The sequence below is a fragment of the uncultured Plantibacter sp. genome, from assembly GCF_963518075.1.
Taxonomy (GTDB): Bacteria; Actinomycetota; Actinomycetes; order Actinomycetales; family Microbacteriaceae; genus Plantibacter; species Plantibacter flavus_A.
The window spans coordinates 55944-71577 of sequence record NZ_CAUQHZ010000003.1; the positions used below are offsets into that span (position 1 = coordinate 55944).

General features: G+C 69.6%; 15 protein-coding genes and 1 tRNA gene. 4 read left to right on the forward strand and 12 right to left on the reverse strand.

What is annotated here, in order from left to right:
- Positions 1-16 precede the first annotated feature (16 nt).
- Positions 17-1558: a hypothetical protein gene (locus tag RWN05_RS05490; RefSeq protein WP_314138864.1), complete on the forward strand. Its 1542-nt coding sequence runs from the start codon at positions 17-19 to the stop codon at positions 1556-1558.
- Positions 1559-1638: 80 nt separating this feature from the next.
- On the opposite strand, the gene RWN05_RS05495 is transcribed toward RWN05_RS05490, so the two are convergent.
- From RWN05_RS05495 to RWN05_RS05520, 6 genes are all read right to left on the reverse strand, one after another.
- Positions 1639-2523, reverse strand: a complete 885-nt coding sequence (locus tag RWN05_RS05495) for a M48 family metalloprotease (RefSeq protein ID WP_079002033.1) — start codon at positions 2521-2523, stop codon at positions 1639-1641.
- A 19-nt stretch (positions 2524-2542) separates the two neighbouring features.
- Positions 2543-3109 (reverse strand): LemA family protein, encoded by a 567-nt coding sequence (locus tag RWN05_RS05500; protein ID WP_064296457.1) that lies wholly within the window; start codon positions 3107-3109, stop codon positions 2543-2545.
- A 134-nt stretch (positions 3110-3243) separates the two neighbouring features.
- On the reverse strand, positions 3244-4554 hold the full coding sequence (locus tag RWN05_RS05505) for a D-arabinono-1,4-lactone oxidase (RefSeq protein WP_079002032.1): 1311 nt from the start codon (positions 4552-4554) through the stop codon (positions 3244-3246).
- Positions 4554-5798, reverse strand: coding sequence for an alanine racemase (locus RWN05_RS05510; RefSeq protein WP_079002031.1), 1245 nt, complete (start codon positions 5796-5798; stop codon positions 4554-4556). The genes RWN05_RS05505 and RWN05_RS05510 overlap by 1 nt, the downstream gene beginning before the upstream one ends.
- Positions 5798-7054, reverse strand: a complete 1257-nt coding sequence (locus RWN05_RS05515; protein ID WP_314138867.1) for an MFS transporter — start codon at positions 7052-7054, stop codon at positions 5798-5800. The genes RWN05_RS05510 and RWN05_RS05515 overlap by 1 nt, the downstream gene beginning before the upstream one ends.
- The gene (locus tag RWN05_RS05520) at positions 7051-7680 is read right to left on the reverse strand and encodes a TetR family transcriptional regulator (RefSeq protein WP_314138869.1); all 630 of its coding nucleotides are present in this window, start codon (positions 7678-7680) and stop codon (positions 7051-7053) included. The genes RWN05_RS05515 and RWN05_RS05520 overlap by 4 nt, the downstream gene beginning before the upstream one ends.
- Positions 7681-7886: 206 nt before the next feature.
- Here RWN05_RS05520 and RWN05_RS05525 point away from each other — a divergent pair, with 206 nt between their 5' ends.
- Entirely contained in the window at positions 7887-10073 is a 2187-nt protein-coding gene (locus RWN05_RS05525) for a hypothetical protein (protein WP_314138870.1), read from the forward strand.
- 41 nt (positions 10074-10114) lie between these two features.
- Here RWN05_RS05525 and RWN05_RS05530 read toward each other — a convergent pair whose 3' ends face one another.
- From RWN05_RS05530 to RWN05_RS05540, 3 genes are all read right to left on the reverse strand, one after another.
- Positions 10115-10426 (reverse strand): rhodanese-like domain-containing protein, encoded by a 312-nt coding sequence (locus RWN05_RS05530; RefSeq protein ID WP_079002023.1) that lies wholly within the window; start codon positions 10424-10426, stop codon positions 10115-10117.
- A gap of 274 nt (positions 10427-10700) precedes the next feature.
- Positions 10701-10955 (reverse strand): hypothetical protein, encoded by a 255-nt coding sequence (locus RWN05_RS05535; RefSeq protein ID WP_314138873.1) that lies wholly within the window; start codon positions 10953-10955, stop codon positions 10701-10703.
- Positions 10956-11051: 96 nt separating this feature from the next.
- Positions 11052-11267 carry an Lsr2 family protein gene (locus RWN05_RS05540; protein ID WP_064296464.1) on the reverse strand — a complete coding sequence of 72 codons (216 nt, stop codon included), beginning with the start codon at positions 11265-11267 and terminating at the stop codon, positions 11052-11054.
- A 62-nt stretch (positions 11268-11329) separates the two neighbouring features.
- Between RWN05_RS05540 and RWN05_RS05545 the strand changes: the two genes are divergently transcribed.
- Together RWN05_RS05545 and RWN05_RS05550 are read left to right on the forward strand one after the other, a co-directional pair.
- The gene (locus tag RWN05_RS05545) at positions 11330-12016 is read left to right on the forward strand and encodes a HEAT repeat domain-containing protein (RefSeq protein WP_314138876.1); all 687 of its coding nucleotides are present in this window, start codon (positions 11330-11332) and stop codon (positions 12014-12016) included.
- A gap of 84 nt (positions 12017-12100) precedes the next feature.
- A complete protein-coding gene (locus RWN05_RS05550; RefSeq protein WP_314138877.1) occupies positions 12101-12556 on the forward strand; it encodes a hypothetical protein in 456 nt (151 codons plus the stop codon).
- An 82-nt stretch (positions 12557-12638) separates the two neighbouring features.
- Here RWN05_RS05550 and RWN05_RS05555 read toward each other — a convergent pair.
- The 3 genes from RWN05_RS05555 to RWN05_RS05565 all read right to left on the reverse strand — a co-directional run bounded on the left by RWN05_RS05555 (position 12639) and on the right by RWN05_RS05565 (position 15607).
- A tRNA-Leu gene (locus RWN05_RS05555) sits at positions 12639-12715 on the reverse strand.
- Positions 12716-12817: 102 nt separating this feature from the next.
- Entirely contained in the window at positions 12818-14368 is a 1551-nt protein-coding gene (locus RWN05_RS05560) for an NAD(P)/FAD-dependent oxidoreductase (RefSeq protein ID WP_314138878.1), read from the reverse strand.
- Between the two features lie 66 nt (positions 14369-14434).
- A complete protein-coding gene (locus tag RWN05_RS05565; protein WP_314138879.1) occupies positions 14435-15607 on the reverse strand; it encodes a S8 family serine peptidase in 1173 nt (390 codons plus the stop codon).
- Between the last annotated feature and the right edge of the window lie 27 nt (positions 15608-15634).

Consider the following 15634-nt stretch of genomic DNA (forward strand, 5'->3'; position numbering starts at 1 on the left):
CGAGGGGAACCCGCCCATGAGCAACGACGACACCACACCACAGCAACCAGGCCCGCCGAACCCGGGCGAGCAGCAGCACCAGCCGTCCCAGGGCGACCAGCAGCCCTCGTACCAGCAGGGTCAGGAGCAGCCCAACCCGTACCAGTCCGGACAGCAGCAGACGCCGAACCCGTACCAGGCGGGCCAGCAGCAGACCCCGAACCCGTACCAGCAGGGTCAGCAGAACCCGTACCAGTCCGGACAGCAGCAGACCCCGAATCCGTACCAGCAGGGTCAGCAGAACCCGTACCAGTCCGGACAGCAGCAGACTCCGAACCAGGCACCCCCGGCTCCCTACGGTCAGCAGACCGGACAGCAGACCGGCGCGCAGAACCCGTACCAGCAGGGCCAGCAGCCCAACGGCCAGTACGCGACGGCGCAGAACCCGTACGCGACCGGCGCTCCGAAGCAACCGATGGACCCGAAGCAGAAGAAGCGGATCATCCTGTGGTCGTCGATCGCCGGTGGCGCACTCGTGCTCATCGCTGCAGCCGCCATCACCATCGGTGTGCTGAACACCACGGCGTTCGGCCCGCAGGCGAAGGTCGAGGAATACCTCAAGGCCATCGCCGCCGGAGACGCGAAGCTCGCGACGAGCCTCGTCGCGCCGGACCCGTCGATCGTCGGCAGCACCGACGACGAGTCTGCAGAGCCCGAAGCCACGCCGGACCCCTCCGCGTCGGCCGATCCCGACGCCGAAGCGGCAGCCCCCGAACCCGTCAAGCCGACCGCACTGCTCACCAACGAGGTCCTCAAGGGCGCCGACGAGCGCATCAAGAACCCCGAGGTCGGCCGGGTCTACAACCGCAACGGCGAGGCACGCGTGCAGGTCACGTACGAACTCGGTGGCAAGAAGTACGAGGACTCGGTCACGCTCGAGAGCGAAGGCAAGCAATTCCTGTTCTTCGACCAGTGGAAGCTCGCCAGCTCCCTCGTCGGCAGCATCAACGTCTACACCGGTCTCGGTGGCACGGCGTTCAGCGTCAACGGCGTCAACTTCGACGGCGCGTCCGACGAGAGCCTGTTCGCCTATCCGGCCATCTACACGGTCGCTCCGCCGGAGAGCAAGTTCCTGCAGGGCGATGCCCAGACCATCACGCTGAGCTCGTACAGCGCCGGCGAGGGTTCGGCCTTCATCGACATCGACGTGACCGCCACCGAGGCGCTCACAACCGAGGTCACGAAGCAGGTCGTCGCGATGATCGAGAAGTGCCTCGACGCCACCACGCTCGACACCACCTGTGGCGTCATGCCGGACTGGCAGCAGAAGCAGTTCACGAGTGTCGGCCCGGTGACCTGGACGCTCACCTCTCCCCCGACCGTCGAGGTCGACGAGAGCGGTTCGTACTTCTACACCTCGGACGGCCGCATCGACGGCTCGTTCGACGCCTCCTGGTACGGCAGCGCCGTGGCGGGTCAGCAGGTGTGGGACACGTACCTGAACTTCCCCGGCAAGATCACGATCGACGCCGACGACAAGGTCACGGTGACGTTCGACTCCGACGAGCAGACCGAGTAACGGTTCTCGCCTGAACGCCGAATGGGGCGGCACCTCCGGGTGCCGCCCCATTCGTGTATCCGGGACCGGGATGTCCTCGCCTAGAAGCCGCCGCCGATGGTGCTCAGGCGCTTGATCCGTTCGACGAGCGGCGGGTGGGTGCTGAACAAGCGGGCGACCGCGCCGGGCTTCAACGGGTCGGAGATCCAGAGGTGCGCCATGGACGAGTTCTGCTTCGCCATCGGTCGACCGTACGCGGCGAGCTTCCCCAGCGCGCTCGCGAGCGCTTCCGGATGACGGGTCGTGAGGGCCCCCGTCGCGTCGGCGAGGTACTCACGCTGCCGCGAGATGGACAGCTGGACGAGCGTCGCGAGCAGCGGCGCCACGAGCATCGCCACGATGCCGATGATGAGCATCACGGGGTTGCCGCCGTTGTTGTTGTTCCGGTTGCCGCCTCCCCAGATCGTCATCCGGAGGAGCATGTCGGAGAGGAACCCGATCGCGACGACGAGGCCGAAGACGACCATGGACACGCGGATGTCGTAGTTGCGGACGTGACCGAGCTCGTGGGCCATGACCCCCTCCAGCTCGGCGTCGTTGAGGATCTCGAGGAGGCCGGTCGTCGCAGCCACCATCGCGTGCTGGGGGTCGCGACCCGTCGCGAACGCATTGGGTGCCGGGTCGGCGATGAGGTACACCTCGGGCATCGGCGTCCCGGTCGTGATCGCGAGGTTCTCGACGATGCGGTACAGCCTCGGGTTGTCGGCCAGCTCGATGCGCTGCGCTCCGGTCATCGCGATGGCCTGCCGCCCCGCGAAGAAGTACTGGATCACCGCGTACACGACGGCCACGACGAGGACCACGATCGTGATCGTCAGGTTCTGGTAGAGATACCCCGCGAGCCAACCGAGGCCGCCGATGATGACCAGGAAGACGACGAAGATCAGGACCGTGTTGAGCTTGTTCCTGGCGATGGCGCGGTACATGGGACTGCGCTACCGCACGTCAGAACTGGACGCGCGGCGGTTCGGCGATCGCCGCGTTGTCGGTGACCTCGAAGAAGTCGTGCTCCGAGAACCCGAGGCCCTTGGCGAACAGGTTGTTCGGGAACACCTTGACCTTGGTGTTCAGCTCCCGGACACCGCCGTTGTAGAAGCGGCGCGAGGCCTGGATCTTGTCCTCGGTGTCGACGATCTCGGACTGGAGCTGGAGGAAGTTCTGGCTCGCCTGGAGCTGCGGGTAGGCCTCCGCGACGGCGAAGATGCTCTTCAGCGCCTGCTGCATGTGGGTCTCGGCCTCACTCACGGCCGCCGGTCCCTGGGCGGTGAGCGTTTCGGCACGAGCCTTCGTCACGTTCTCGAACACCGCCTTCTCGTGCGCCGCGTACCCCTTGACCGCCTCGATGAGGTTCGGGATCAGGTCGGCGCGCCGCTTCAGCTGGACGGTGATGTCGCTCCACGCCTCCTCGACTCGCACGTTCAGCGTCACGAGCGAGTTGTACGTCACCCAGAAGTAGATGCCGACGATGACGACCAGGGCGACGACGATGAGGACTGGGATCAGCCATTCCATGAGGATGGGCTCCTTGTGAGTCGATGGAGAGCGGGTCTGCCCATTCTACCTGCGACCCGCCGGTGCCCTTGGGGAGTTCGGAGGAAGCACGCAGCAGGCGTGCAGCGCGGACGCACCGGACTCCCGGCCGGCTGTCACTCGCCGAGGACGCGGGCGAGGTACCGGTTCCCGAACAGGCGGCCGGGGTCGAGGTGGTCGCGGAGGCGGATGAACTCGTCGAAGCGAGGATAGGCGCCACGCAGGGACGATGCGTCACGGCCGTGCAGTTTGCCCCAGTGGGGCCGACCGCCCAGCTCGATCATGATCGCCTCGACGGCGCGGAAGTACTCCCCCGGGTCCTCGCGGAAGAAGCGATGCACGGCGACGTATCCGGTCGCGCGTCCTGATGCGGTGGAGAGCCACAGCTCGTCCGCCGCTGCGACCCGGACCTCGATGGGGAAGGATATCCGCCACCCCCGCTCCTCGATGAGCGTGCGGATCCGGGCGAACGCGGTCGGGAGGTGCTCGAGCGGCACCGCGTACTCCATCTCCACGAACCGCACCGTGCGGCTCGTGGTGAACACCCGCGGCGACCGATCGGTGAACTCTCGGTCGCCGACGAGGCGGTCCGCGAGCCGGTTCACGCGCGGGACGATGGCCGGCGCGGCGACGCCCGTGTTGCAGAGGACCCGGTAGACCCCGTTGGCGAGGAGCGTGTCGTCGATCCACTTCGCGACCGGGCGGAGTGGCTGCGTGGGCGCATCACCCGGCAACCGGTAGTTCGTCTTGGTCAGGGCGGTCGCGGTGTGCGGGAACCAGTAGAACTCGAAGTGGTCGACGGCGGCGGCCCGGTCGAGCAGCACGGGCAGCAGCTCGTCGAGCGACTCCGGCCGTTCCACCGCGTGCAGCACGAACGCCGGGACGCACTGCAGCGTCACCTCGACGAGGATCCCGAGCGCCCCGAGCCCGAGCGCCAGCGCCGGGAGGAGCCCTGGTTCCTGCTCGGCGTCCGACGTCAGCAGCTCGCCGTCCGCCGTCACCATCGTCACCCCGACGACCTGCGTCGCGATGCCGCCGAACGCCATCCCGGTCCCGTGCGTGCCGGTGGAGATCGCGCCGGCGACGGACTGCCGGTCGATGTCGCCGAGGTTCGGCATGGCGAGACCGAACGGTTCGAGGAGACGCGGGACGTCGTGGAGGCGCGTGCCGGCGCGGAGGGTCACCCGGCTGCGTTCCCGATCGACCCTGATCAGTCCACTCAGGGCGTCGAGCTCGAGCAGCACACCGGGCGCCACGGCGATCCCGGTGAAGCTGTGTCCGGCTCCGACCGCCTTGATCGGGAGGCCCGCTCCCGCCGCTGCACGCACGAGGCGCTGCACCGCGCCGACCGAGTCGGGCCGCTCGACCCGCACGGGCCACGCCCGCTCGGTGCGCGCCCAGTTCGTCCACGCCGTCGCCCTGCCCATCAGACGAACCCCTGCCCTTCGCCGCGGTACGTCGGTAGGACGGCTTCCACCCCGTCGTCGCCGACCACGTGGAAGGCGTCCACCCGTTCACTGAGCTCCCCGGACTTCGTGTGCCGCAACCAGACGCGGTCGCCGAGCCTGAGCGACGCCGCCGCAGCCCCGGCGACCGGCGTCTGCACTTCGCCGGCCATCTCGCGCGGGAGCATCTCGAGGCCCTCCGGCCACGCGATGAGCGGGAGGCGGTCGAGCCCCGGCGGACCGGAGGCGACCCATCCGCCGCCGAGGATCGTCGCCAGTTCCGGCGACGGCTTCCGGACGACCGACAGACCGAACGCCGCAGCCGGTGCCGGCGTGAACGCCCGGTAGTGGTCGAAGAGGTGCCCGCCGAAGACGCCACTCCCCGCGGCGATCTCGGTCACCGAGTCGTCGGACGCGGTCAGCTCCAGGGATCCCGTCCCGCCGCCGTTGACGAACTCCAGATCCGCGACCGCTCGGACCTCCTCGACCACGGCGGCACGACGTTCCCGGAGTTCGGCCCACGAGCGTCGCTGGATCGCGCGGAGCGCAGCCGACCACGCCGGTCGCCCCGCGAGGTCGTCCCCCTGCCCGGCGATCTGCGCCTCATAGGCCATGATCCCGACCAGGCTGAAGCCGGGTCGGGCGACGACCGCCTCGGCGAGAGCCCGGACCTCGTCCGGCGTGCGCAGGGGCGAGCGGCGGACACCGACGTGGCCGAGGGCGGGTGCACGGAAGGAGGCGTCGAGCTCGATGCACACGCGGATCCGCGCGCGTCGCTCCGGTGGTGTCACCGCGTCGACGAGGTCGAGGTGGTCGAGGGAGTCGATCATGAGGGTGACCCGCGAGGCCGCACGTTCGTCGGCTGCCAGCCGTGCGATGGCACCGCGCTCCGCTGTCGGGTAACCGACCACGATGTCGTCCACCGTCTCGGACAACCAGAGCGCCTCGGACAGGGAGTAGGCCAGCACACCGGCGTACCCGGGTTGTCTGAGGAGCGCGTCGATCACCGCTCGCACGCGGATGGACTTGCTGGCGATGCGGATCGGTTTCCCCGCGGCACGTCGGAGCATGTCGTGCGTGTTGTGGCGGAGGGCTCCGAGATGCAGGACGGCGACGGGCGAGTCGACGTCCGAGACGGCCCGCTCGATACCGCCCCAGTACCGTCTCGGGTCGAGCCAGGGCATCGGCTCGGACACCCGGCCGCCGGCGGTCAGTTCGATGGTCATCAGCGCACTCCTCGTACTCGGGTGACAGCGACCGCCCCTGCGACGGCGCAGGCCGCGGAGACGAGGTAGAGGCCGGCGAATCCGCCGAGCCAGGCGACGAGGCACGCGCCGATGAGCGGGGCGACCGCCTGCGGCACCGCCTGGGCGATGTTCATGATGCCGAGGTCCTTGCCGTGCGACGCCGGGTCCGGCAGGACCTGCGTCGCCAGCGCCTGGTCGACCGACATGAAACAGCCGTAGCCGAGCCGGATCAGTGCCGCCGAGACGAACCCCATCGGCAGTGAGGGCCAGATCGCGAGCAGGAGTGCGGCGAGCGCCTGTGAGGCGGAGGCCGCGACGACGAAGACGCGTCGTCGTCCGATGCGGTCGGACAGACGGCCGAGCAGGATCGAGGACCCGACGACGAACACCGTGTAGACGATCGTGACCAGCAGCAGGTCGGTCTCGGCGTCGGCGTCCCCCAGCCCGAAGAGCAGGAAGTAGAAGAGCAGCGAGGTGCTGAAGGCGTTGCCGAGGTTCACGAGGACGCGGCTGAGCATGGTCCAGGCGAAGTCGGGGTGCCGTCGCGGTGAGATCCAGAGGCTCTCCAGGAGCGCGTGCACGGTGAGCGTCACGGGTCGATCACCCGTCGGGAGTGGATCGGGCAGCCGGAGGAACGGTACGACGAGCACGATGAGGAGGACGGCGAGTGCCAGGTACCCGACGGCCATCCGGGTGCCGAGCAGGAGCAGGAGGGCGATGCCGAGGATGACCCCGACGGCCTGCGGAGCGGAGATCCAACCCGAGACGAAGCCGCGCTGTCCGACGGGCACCTGATCGGAGATGGTCGCGGTGAGCGCCGCTCCCAGGATGCAGAAGCCGATGATGGCGAGGCACCAGCAGACGCCGATGCCGACGATGCCGGTCTGGAGGCCGAGGAGGACGAGCCCCAGGGCGAAGACGAGCGCACCACCTGCGATCCACGGGCGGCGTCTCCCGAACCGCGACCGGGTGCGGTCGGGCAGGGCGCCCGTCAGCGGATACACGATGATCGAGCAGAGTCCGGCCGCCCCGGCGACGACCCCGAAGGCGACGACGCTGTCCACCCAGTGCTCGGGAGCGAGCGTCGCGTCGATCTGCGCGGGCAGGAGGAGCTGCAGCGGGGCGAGCTGGGCCATCCACACGCCCAGCCAGGCGACCGCGAAGGCGGCGACCCAGCGCCCGGTGACCCGTCGGTCTGCCGAGTGGTCGACTGCTGCGGTGCCGAGGCCGCTCATCCCGGCCCCGGTTCGGCGAGGGTTGCGACGAGGTGCGCCACCGTCCCGACGAGTCGCCGGGCCTCGCCATCGTCGCGTCGCACCAGCCAGCCGAGTGTCAGCCCGTCGGTGAAGGCGATGACGGTCCGCGCGATCTCGTCGACCGGCTGGGTCCAGGTGCTGCCGCTGACCGTTGCGGCGAGCGCGAGCGCCTCACACGCGAGCTCCTCGTACCGCCGGTACTGCTCGAGCGCGAGGTGCTCGAGGCCCGGCATCCGCATCGCGTAGGCGCTGAGCTCCTGCATCGCCGCCTCCCGAGCCGGATCGGCGCGGAGGAGGTCGACGTAGCGTTCGAGGCCGGCACGGACGACGGCCTCGAGGGTGGGCGGATGCTCCTGACCGGCCTCAGTGTCCGTCAGCAGCTCGCCGACGTCGAGGACGACGCGTTCATGCTCGACGACGTGTGCGACCAGTTCGGCGAGGAGCTCGTCGCGGGAGGCGAAGGCGTAGTGGAAGCTGGCGAGCGACATCCCGGCCTCGGCCACGATGGCCCGGGTCGTGGCGGCCGCGACGCCCTCGGCTGCGACGACGCGGAGGGCGGCCCTGATCAGCTCGGCTCGTCGGTCGACAACGGAGATCCTCGGCATCGCAACCCTTCCCGGGGCGCCTGCGGGTCGTGCCGCTCCATCGCGGTCGACTCGACTGGGACGGATGACCCAGTCGCGCCAGTATGGCGGACCGCCGGCCCGAGCGCACCTGTCGCGACGATTTTTCCGTGCGGATCGGCCTGGAATGTGACCCGATCTGGCGCGGGAGGTTGACTTCCCGCGGTGATCTTGGGGGAATGGAGACGGTGACCGGGGAACACGCGCGCGCAGGAACAGGAGTCCGATCGAATCGCTCGATCGGACGCGCCGCGATCCTTCTCGCCGTCTTCCTCTCGGCCGGACTCTGGACGACGACCATTGCGGGTCCTGCATCCGCGACGCCCGAGCCGCTCCCCACCCCGAGTGAGAGCGCGGCGACGCCGACTCCACCGCCCCTCGACGGGCCGACCATCACGAGTCCCGATTCCGGTTCCTTCATCGGCAGCGGCAGCACCACGGTCACCGGGACGAAGGACGCCGGCACGGGTGTCCAGCTGCAGGTCGGCGACGGTCTCGAGCCGGTCTGCATCCTGCCGCAGGACGACGGCACCGACTGGTCCTGCACGATCGACCTGCCCGACGGCGGCGGACTGCTCATCACCGCCGTCGAGGTCGGCGGTCCGGAGACGCTCTCCGCTCAGATCTCCGTTTCCGCGCTCGGCCCGCCCACCATTACCGCGGGGACGCCGAGCAACGGCGGCGTCCGCGGCACCGCCTACCCCGGGGCGACGGTCACGGTCCGTGCCGACTCCGGTGCCACCTGCAGTTTCGCGGCGGACAGCTCCGGAAGTTGGTTCTGCGTGCTGGGCGAGCCGCTTCCGTCCGGCGACCTCTCCGTGACGGCGACGCAGCAGGCGTCGTTCAGCGGCAGTGAGCGCTCCGACGCGTCCGCCCCGGTCGTGCTCACCGTCGACCGCGACGCTCCGGCCCCGCCCGTGATGTCCTCGCCGACGGCAGGACAGGCGATGCCGATCTCGGCGGCGAGCTACGCCGGCACCGGCGAGGAAGGCGCGACCGTCACGGTCTTCGCCGACTCGACGTCGGTCTGCACGGCGGTCGTCACCGGTGGCGCCTGGAGCTGCTCGGGCGGTGGCGTGCCTGCGGGCGCGCACGTCGTCCTCGCGATCCAGCAGGATGCCGCCGGCAACACGAGCGGGGCGAGTAGGGCGATCACCCTGACGTTCGGCGATGCATCGGCCGCGCCCGCCACGCCGGCGCCGCCCGCCTCCCCATCGCCGTCTGACGGCTCCAAGCCTGCGCCCGCGCCAGGGGCTCCCGCTCCGGGGACGCAGCAGCCGACCCCGTCGCCCAGCGGCGAGCCGTTGCCCGGCGCCGCCCCGCCCAGCGGCGGTGGCGGCCTCTGGTCGGGGACGACGCCGTTCACGCAGACCCTCGCCTCCACGATCGACGGCCGCGGCCAGCCGGTGTGGTGGCTCGCCGCCCTCCTCGCCCTCGCGGCAGTGGCGCTCATCGCGATCCCGGCCCGACTCCTCGCGACCTCCATTGCCCCCTGGCGCGCCACGATCACCGACCGTCGTCGTGCAGCGGTGACCGGGCGCAATCGACCGAGGGACGAGTTCGAGCGGGTCCCGTCGGTCCCGCTCCCGAGTCGCACGGTGCTGGCCGTCGTCACCGCCGTGCTCGCAGCAGGCATCCTCATGTTCGCGCACCCCGTGAGCGGTCAGCCGGCGTATCTCCGACTGTGGTTCGCCTCGCTCGTCGCCGTGGTCGCGATCAACGTCGTGGGCCTCCTCGCGCAGCTCGTCGTCGCCCGCCGAGCCGGGCTGGGCTCGATGCGCGTCAGCGTCCGTGTCGGCGGACTGGTGCCGGTCGGCATCGTCACCGCGCTCTCACGCCTGCTGGCCCTCCAGCCGGCTCTCCTCTTCGCGTTGCTGACCGAACTCCGCCCGACCCGGAGACCCGAAACGCATGACGTCGGCTCGACAGCCTCGGTGGAGACCGATTCCGAGGCCATCACGCCACGCATCGCGGGCCGCCTCGCGCTGGCCCGGATCGCTGCGGCCGCCGGGCTCGGTTCGATCGCCTGGCTCGGTTCGACCTTGGCCGGCGAGCCGAACGGTGGTGTCGGCGCGATGCTGGTCGAGGCGGTGAACCTGACCGCGATCGCGGGGATCGGATCCGCGTCGATCGCGCTCCTCCCCCTCGGACCACTCGGTGGACGCGCCATCCTCGCCTGGTCGAAGCCGGCGTGGCTCGGCAGCGCGTTCGTGGGCTTCACCCTGCTGTTCGGGCTCCTGGGTCCGACGGCGACGGTTCCGGGTGCGGGTGACACGCTCGTCGGACTCCTGCTCGGTTCACTCGCGTTCGCGGCGATCGGAGCCGGGACCTGGGCCTGGAACCGTCACCTCCGGCCGCTGATCGACGCGCGCTGACCGACGGTCGAACGCTCGACGGTCGGTCAGCCCGTCAGGCCTCAGCCGACGTCGGCGGGACGATCGACCGGCAGGCCGCTCGCAGCCCACTCGGTGATGCCTCCGGTGACGTTCACGGCGTCGTAGCCCTGCTGCTCGAGGTAGCCCGTGACGCGGGCGCTGCGGCCGCCGGAGTGGCACATGACGTACACAGTCTCTTCGCGGGGTACCTCGTCGAGGTGGTCGAGGAAGGACGACATCGGCAGGTGCCGGGCACCGGGCACGCTGGCGACGGCGACCTCATCGGCTTCGCGGACGTCGATGATGACGGCCTGCTCGAGCTTGCTCAGTTCGGTGGGGGTGATCTCCTGCATCGTTTCAGCCTACCGTCGAGGACGTGCGGTCGGGCCGGGAGATGCGGTGGGCAAGCGTGAGGGCGAGGTAACCCGAATACCTCGCCCTCACTTGAGGCGTCTAGCAACCGGTCGACCAGGAAGCTTGCGGCTTCCGGGACCGGCTCACGGGTGACGCCCCCACCTCGAAGGTAGCGGACGGGAGGCACCTTGCGTGACGCAACACCGCCGTGTCGCGTTCGCGTCGTCCGTTTTGCGAACCCCATTCAGGGGTCAACACTCGGGCATCGTTGTCTCAGTGCGCGCTGTCGGGATCACGAGGGATGTGGAGCTCGCCCGGGTCGACGTCGACGTCGCCGCTGTCATCAGGACCACCGGTGCCGGGGGCGACATCGATCATGCCGGAGGCGATGTCGGGATCGCGGACGACGGGCTGCCCGTCGTCCTGCTTGGCCGCCGTCTCCGCCTCGCTGGAGGGGCTGTACGCGCGGTCCTTGCTCGTCTGCTCGTCGTCGTTCATTGCGTGGTCGTGGTCGCTCGGAGTACTCATGCTGAGCACGCTAGTCGCGCTCCCTCGCCCAGCAGGGACCCTTGCAGGATCGAGGCGAGCGTGCAGACGGGTACAGCGCGCCGTGCGGGCGTCAGCTCAGTGCAGGCGGCGGAGCGACGCCGACGCGATGACGGGTCGTGCGGCCTCAACGTACGACGCAAGCGTCTCGCGCAGTGCCGCCGCGTTGTCGTCGGTCAGGTCGATCTCGTAGTTCTCGCCGTCGATGCCGAACCGGACCGTCTCCCCCAGCCCGCGGGGGATGTCGGAACCGTCGAGGTCGTCGACGAGCGTCGTGATCGTGCGGGTAGCCATGTGTCCATCCTTCCATGGGAACGGCCGTGCGACGGAGACTCGAGGCACCATATGCTCACGTCATGACGGATGCGACGAAGTGGGACGCGACGTTGCAAAACGTCCCTCGCAGCGCGTGGCCCCGGCTCCTCGGTGAGCACTCCGGGCTACCCGGTCCGCGCGCGAACCTCAGTCTCCTGGAGGCGCTGCTCGCCCAGGCGGATGAGGCCGATGCCCGCATGCTCCTCGCTGACGGCGGTGAATACCAGGCCATGTGCGCTGCCGCCGTCCTCGGGAGCCGTGCCGAACGGTCCGGGCCCGAGGGCGTCGCCCGCGAGCTGGCCGCAGACGCCCGCTGGCGGGTCCGCGAAGGGGTGGCCATCGGTCTGCAACATCTCGGAGACAGGAACGCAGCAGCGCTCACGGACGTCGCTCGCGGATGGGCTGCAGACGCGTCGCCGCTCGTGCAACGCGCTGCCGTCGCCGGGATCTGTGAGCCGCGACTGCTCCACGACCCGGCTGTCGCAGCGGCGGCCATCGAGGTGTGCCAGATGACAACAGCGTTCCTGGCCGCGTTGCCGCCAGAACGAAACCGACAGCACGACGCCAGAACGCTCCGACAGGCACTCGGGTACTGCTGGAGCGTCGCGGTGGCTGCCCGACCCGGAACGGGCCTTCCCGCGTTCCGCGAGCTCGACGAGCGGCACCCCGATGTCGCGTGGATCATCCGGGAGAACCGACGGAAGGCGCGGCTGTCGTCGTTGCTCTGAACGCCGCTCGGTCGTCGCCATGGGCCCACGGAGTCGGCGAAGCGCTCGACGGGAGGCGAGCGCGGTCGGAGCTATCCTCCGAGCATGGGGTTTTCCTTCTGGGGTCTGGTCGTCGGACTCGCGGTCCTGGCACCGAACCTCCTGCTGCTGTGGTTCCCACCGAGCGTCGCCATCCCCGCCACGCGGGCACCTCGTCCGCTGATCTGGCTCGAACGTGCAGGTCAAGCGTCGTGCCTGGTGGTCCCGGCCATCACCGTGCCGGGAGTTGTCATGTGGGAGTGGGCGATCCCGGTGCTCGTCGCATTGGTGGGGTACTACGCGATGTGGGGTCGGTATCTGCTCGGCGGTCGCGACGGGACCATGCTGTACCAGCGCTGGTGGTGGGTGCCGATTCCGATGGCAGTCCTCCCGGTCGTGGTGTTCCTCTGTGCTGCAGCGTGGTTGAGCAACCCGTGGATCGCCGTCGCGGCGGCAGTCCTCGCCGCGGGGCACCTCCCGGTGTCCGCGATGGCCGCGCCGTCCGGTCGAACTCGGCGGTGACCTGCTCGCACACCCCACGACCCGTGGATCCCATCAGGAAACGGGCCGACACGGTGGGGCGATCTGGGTCGAGGAGGCCGAATGGTACCCCCGGTGGGGTTCGAACCCACACTGCGGCGATTTTAAGTCGCCTGCCTCTGCCAGTTGGGCTACGGGGGCGTGCACTTCATCGTATCGAGGCGTCGAACGCCGAGAGGCGCATGCCCCGGCGGACCGGATGACATGCGCCTCTCGAGGAACGGAGCTGGGCTCCGGACCGGACTACTTGTTCGCGCTGACTTCCTCAGCGGGCGTCGCGTAGGCCTGCTCGTCGTCGGCACCGGTGGGGGCGCCGGTGCCGGCAGGAGCCTCTGCAGCAGGTGCCTCGGCGGCCGGCGCTGCGGCCTCGGCCGGGGCGGCCTTCGGCTTGCGCTTCACGGGAGCCTTGCGAGCGGGCTTCTCAGCCGCGGCGGGAGCCGCCGGAGCTGCTGCGGGGGCCGCAGCATCTACCGGGGGCTTCGGGCGCGATGCGAAGGTCTCGAAGGCCTCACGCGGGTTCTGCACGGCCGACAGGGAGACGATGTCGCGTCCGAGCCAGAAGTTGTTCCACCAGCCACCGAACACGCGGAACTTGCGCTCGAAGCTCGGCATGGCCAGCCCGTGGTACCCACGGTGAGCGAACCAGGCCGGGAGGCCCTTGATCGCGAGGTTGCCGGATTGGAAGACACCGACGCCGATGCCGAGACCGGCGACCGCACCCATGTTCTTGTGGAAGTAGTTCTTCGGCTCCTCGCCACGGAGGACCGCGGTGATGTTCTTCGCGAGGAGCTTGCCCTGACGGACGGCGTGCTGAGCGTTCGGCACGCAGAAGCCGCCGACGCCACCACCGCTGAGGTCGGGGACGGCGGAGACGTCGCCGGCCGCCCAGGCACCCTCGACGATGTCGTCGTCGGTACCGACACGGAGGTCGGCGCGGGTCTTGATGCGGCCGCGCTCCTCGACGGGGAGGTCGCCACCGCGGACGACGCCCGGGTTCGCCATGACACCGGCGGTCCAGACGATGAGGTCGGACTCGAACGACTCACCGGTCGAGAGCTCGATCTTGCCGTCGACAGCCGACTGCAGCTGCGTGTCGAGGTGCACGAGCGCGCCGCGCTCGGCCAGGTTCTTGAGGACCCAGTGGCTCGTCTCGATCTTGACCTCGGGCATGATGCGACCCATGGCCTCGATGAGGTGGAAGTGCGTGTCCTCGAAGGACAGCTGCGGGTAGAACTTCAGCAGCGAGCTCGCGAACGAACGCAGCTCGGCGAAGACCTCGATACCGGCGAAGCCGCCACCGACGACCGTGAACGTCAAAAGGCGGTCGCGCTCGGGACCCGCCGGCAGGTTCGCGGCCTTGTCGAAGTTGGAGAGCACGCGGTCGCGGATCGCGACGGCCTCTTCGATGGTCTTGAGCCCGATCGCGGTGTCGGCGACACCGGGGATCGGGAAGGTGCGGGAGACGGCTCCGGCGGTGACGACGATGATGTCGTAGTCGACCTCCCAGGGCTCACCGACCTCAGGCGTGATGGTCGCCTTCTTCTCGGCGTGGTTGATGCCCGTGACCTTGGCGGTGATCACGTTGGTGTGCTTCAGGTGACGACGCGGCGAGACGACCGCGTGACGCGGCTCGATGGAACCGGCGGCGACCTCCGGCAGGAAGGGCTGGTAGGTCATGTAGGGCAGCGGGTCGACCATGGTGACTTCGGCCTCACCACGACGAAGCTGCTTCTCGAGCTTCCATGCGGTGTAGAACCCGGCGTAACCACCACCGACGATCAGAATTTTGGGCACGGCGAACGATCTCCTACGTCAAGACGATTGGTTCAGATGAGTGTCTGAGAATATCGGAACAGAGTACTACTTCTGCAGCACCCGCTTGAAATGCCTGGTAGCGCCTATGACACCGAGCGTGACCAGGCTACCAGTTCCGAGGAGGAGCGCCAGTGGCAGCGAGCCGTAGAGCAGGGTGCTCGGCGTCGGGAGGAAGAGGTTGGCGCGCACCTCGACGGCTTCGTTCTCCGGGATCGCCGGAGGTACCGGCTCCGGTGTCGGCGACGGCTGCTCGGCACTCGGATCGGGATCGGGGACCTGCGGCGCCCGTCGGTAGAGCGTGATCCAGTCGGACAGCTGCTGCTCCGGCGAGGTCGTCGCCGGACCGACGGAACCGCTGACCGCCTTCGCGGCGTCGATGAGACCTGCACCGTAGATGGGGCTCTGCGCGGAGTCGCCCACCTGCTTCGCCGTCGCCGTCACGCGCTTGATGGCGTCGGCGGCGCTGAGCTCCGGCCAGGCGGAGCGGACGAGGGCCACGAGTCCGGAGACGATCGGCGCCGCTCCGCTCGTCCCCTGCCACTGCACGTAGGACCCGGCGGGCGTCACCCCGACGAGTTGCTCACTCGGCGCAGCGACGGCGATCGTGATGCCCTGGCTCGAGGCGTCGAAGCTCGCCGACCCCGTGCGATCCACACCGGCGACGGTCAGCACGCCCGGGATCGTCGCCGGAGCACCGACCTCGACCGTCCCACTCCCCCGGTTGCCCGCTGCAGCAACCACGACCACGTCGTGCGAGAAGGCGTAGAGGAAGGCGTCGTCCCAGCTCGTCGGCCAGTCGAGACTGTTGCGCGTCAGGGACATGTTGATGACGTCCGCGCCATTGTCCACCGCCCAACGGACAGCGGTCGCGATCTGGTCGTCCCAGGGGACGACGGCCGACCCGTCGGAGCCGAACCCGACCGAGACGGAGAGCAGGCGCGCCTCAGGGGCCACGCCGATGACCCCGGCACCGCCCGTGCGACCACGACCGGCGATCATCGAGGCGACCAGCGTTCCGTGCTCGCTCCCCTCGGACCCGACCGGAGTCCGGCCGTCGGGACTCCCGAGCCCGGAGACGTCGACGCCTCCCGCGACCGCGCCGGTCATCTCCGCGGGACCGCTCGCGATGCCGGTGTCGATCACGGCGACGGTGACACCGGCGCCCTTCGTCGTCTCCCAGGCCGTCGTGAAGCCGTAGTCGCCGAGCCAGTACTGCATATCGCGCACCGTGTCCGCCGACGCCGG

What these genes read in the sequence shown, in the direction of transcription:
- RWN05_RS05500 (WP_064296457.1), bottom strand. Translation starts at nt 3,109, where the DNA reads ATGGAATGGCTGATCCCAGTCCTCATCGTCGTCGCCCTGGTCGTCATC.
- RWN05_RS05490 (WP_314138864.1), top strand. Translation starts at nt 17, where the DNA reads ATGAGCAACGACGACACCACACCACAGCAACCAGGCCCGCCGAACCCG.
- RWN05_RS05530 (WP_079002023.1), bottom strand. Translation starts at nt 10,426, where the DNA reads ATGCAGGAGATCACCCCCACCGAACTGAGCAAGCTCGAGCAGGCCGTC.
- RWN05_RS05540 (WP_064296464.1), bottom strand. Translation starts at nt 11,267, where the DNA reads ATGGCTACCCGCACGATCACGACGCTCGTCGACGACCTCGACGGTTCC.
- RWN05_RS05565 (WP_314138879.1), bottom strand. Translation starts at nt 15,607, where the DNA reads ATGCAGTACTGGCTCGGCGACTACGGCTTCACGACGGCCTGGGAGACG.
- RWN05_RS05515 (WP_314138867.1), bottom strand. Translation starts at nt 7,054, where the DNA reads ATGAGCGGCCTCGGCACCGCAGCAGTCGACCACTCGGCAGACCGACGG.
- RWN05_RS05495 (WP_079002033.1), bottom strand. Translation starts at nt 2,523, where the DNA reads ATGTACCGCGCCATCGCCAGGAACAAGCTCAACACGGTCCTGATCTTC.
- RWN05_RS05510 (WP_079002031.1), bottom strand. Translation starts at nt 5,798, where the DNA reads ATGACCATCGAACTGACCGCCGGCGGCCGGGTGTCCGAGCCGATGCCC.
- RWN05_RS05535 (WP_314138873.1), bottom strand. Translation starts at nt 10,955, where the DNA reads ATGAGTACTCCGAGCGACCACGACCACGCAATGAACGACGACGAGCAG.
- RWN05_RS05520 (WP_314138869.1), bottom strand. Translation starts at nt 7,680, where the DNA reads ATGCCGAGGATCTCCGTTGTCGACCGACGAGCCGAGCTGATCAGGGCC.
- RWN05_RS05545 (WP_314138876.1), top strand. Translation starts at nt 11,330, where the DNA reads ATGACGGATGCGACGAAGTGGGACGCGACGTTGCAAAACGTCCCTCGC.
- RWN05_RS05550 (WP_314138877.1), top strand. Translation starts at nt 12,101, where the DNA reads ATGGGGTTTTCCTTCTGGGGTCTGGTCGTCGGACTCGCGGTCCTGGCA.
- RWN05_RS05505 (WP_079002032.1), bottom strand. Translation starts at nt 4,554, where the DNA reads ATGGGCAGGGCGACGGCGTGGACGAACTGGGCGCGCACCGAGCGGGCG.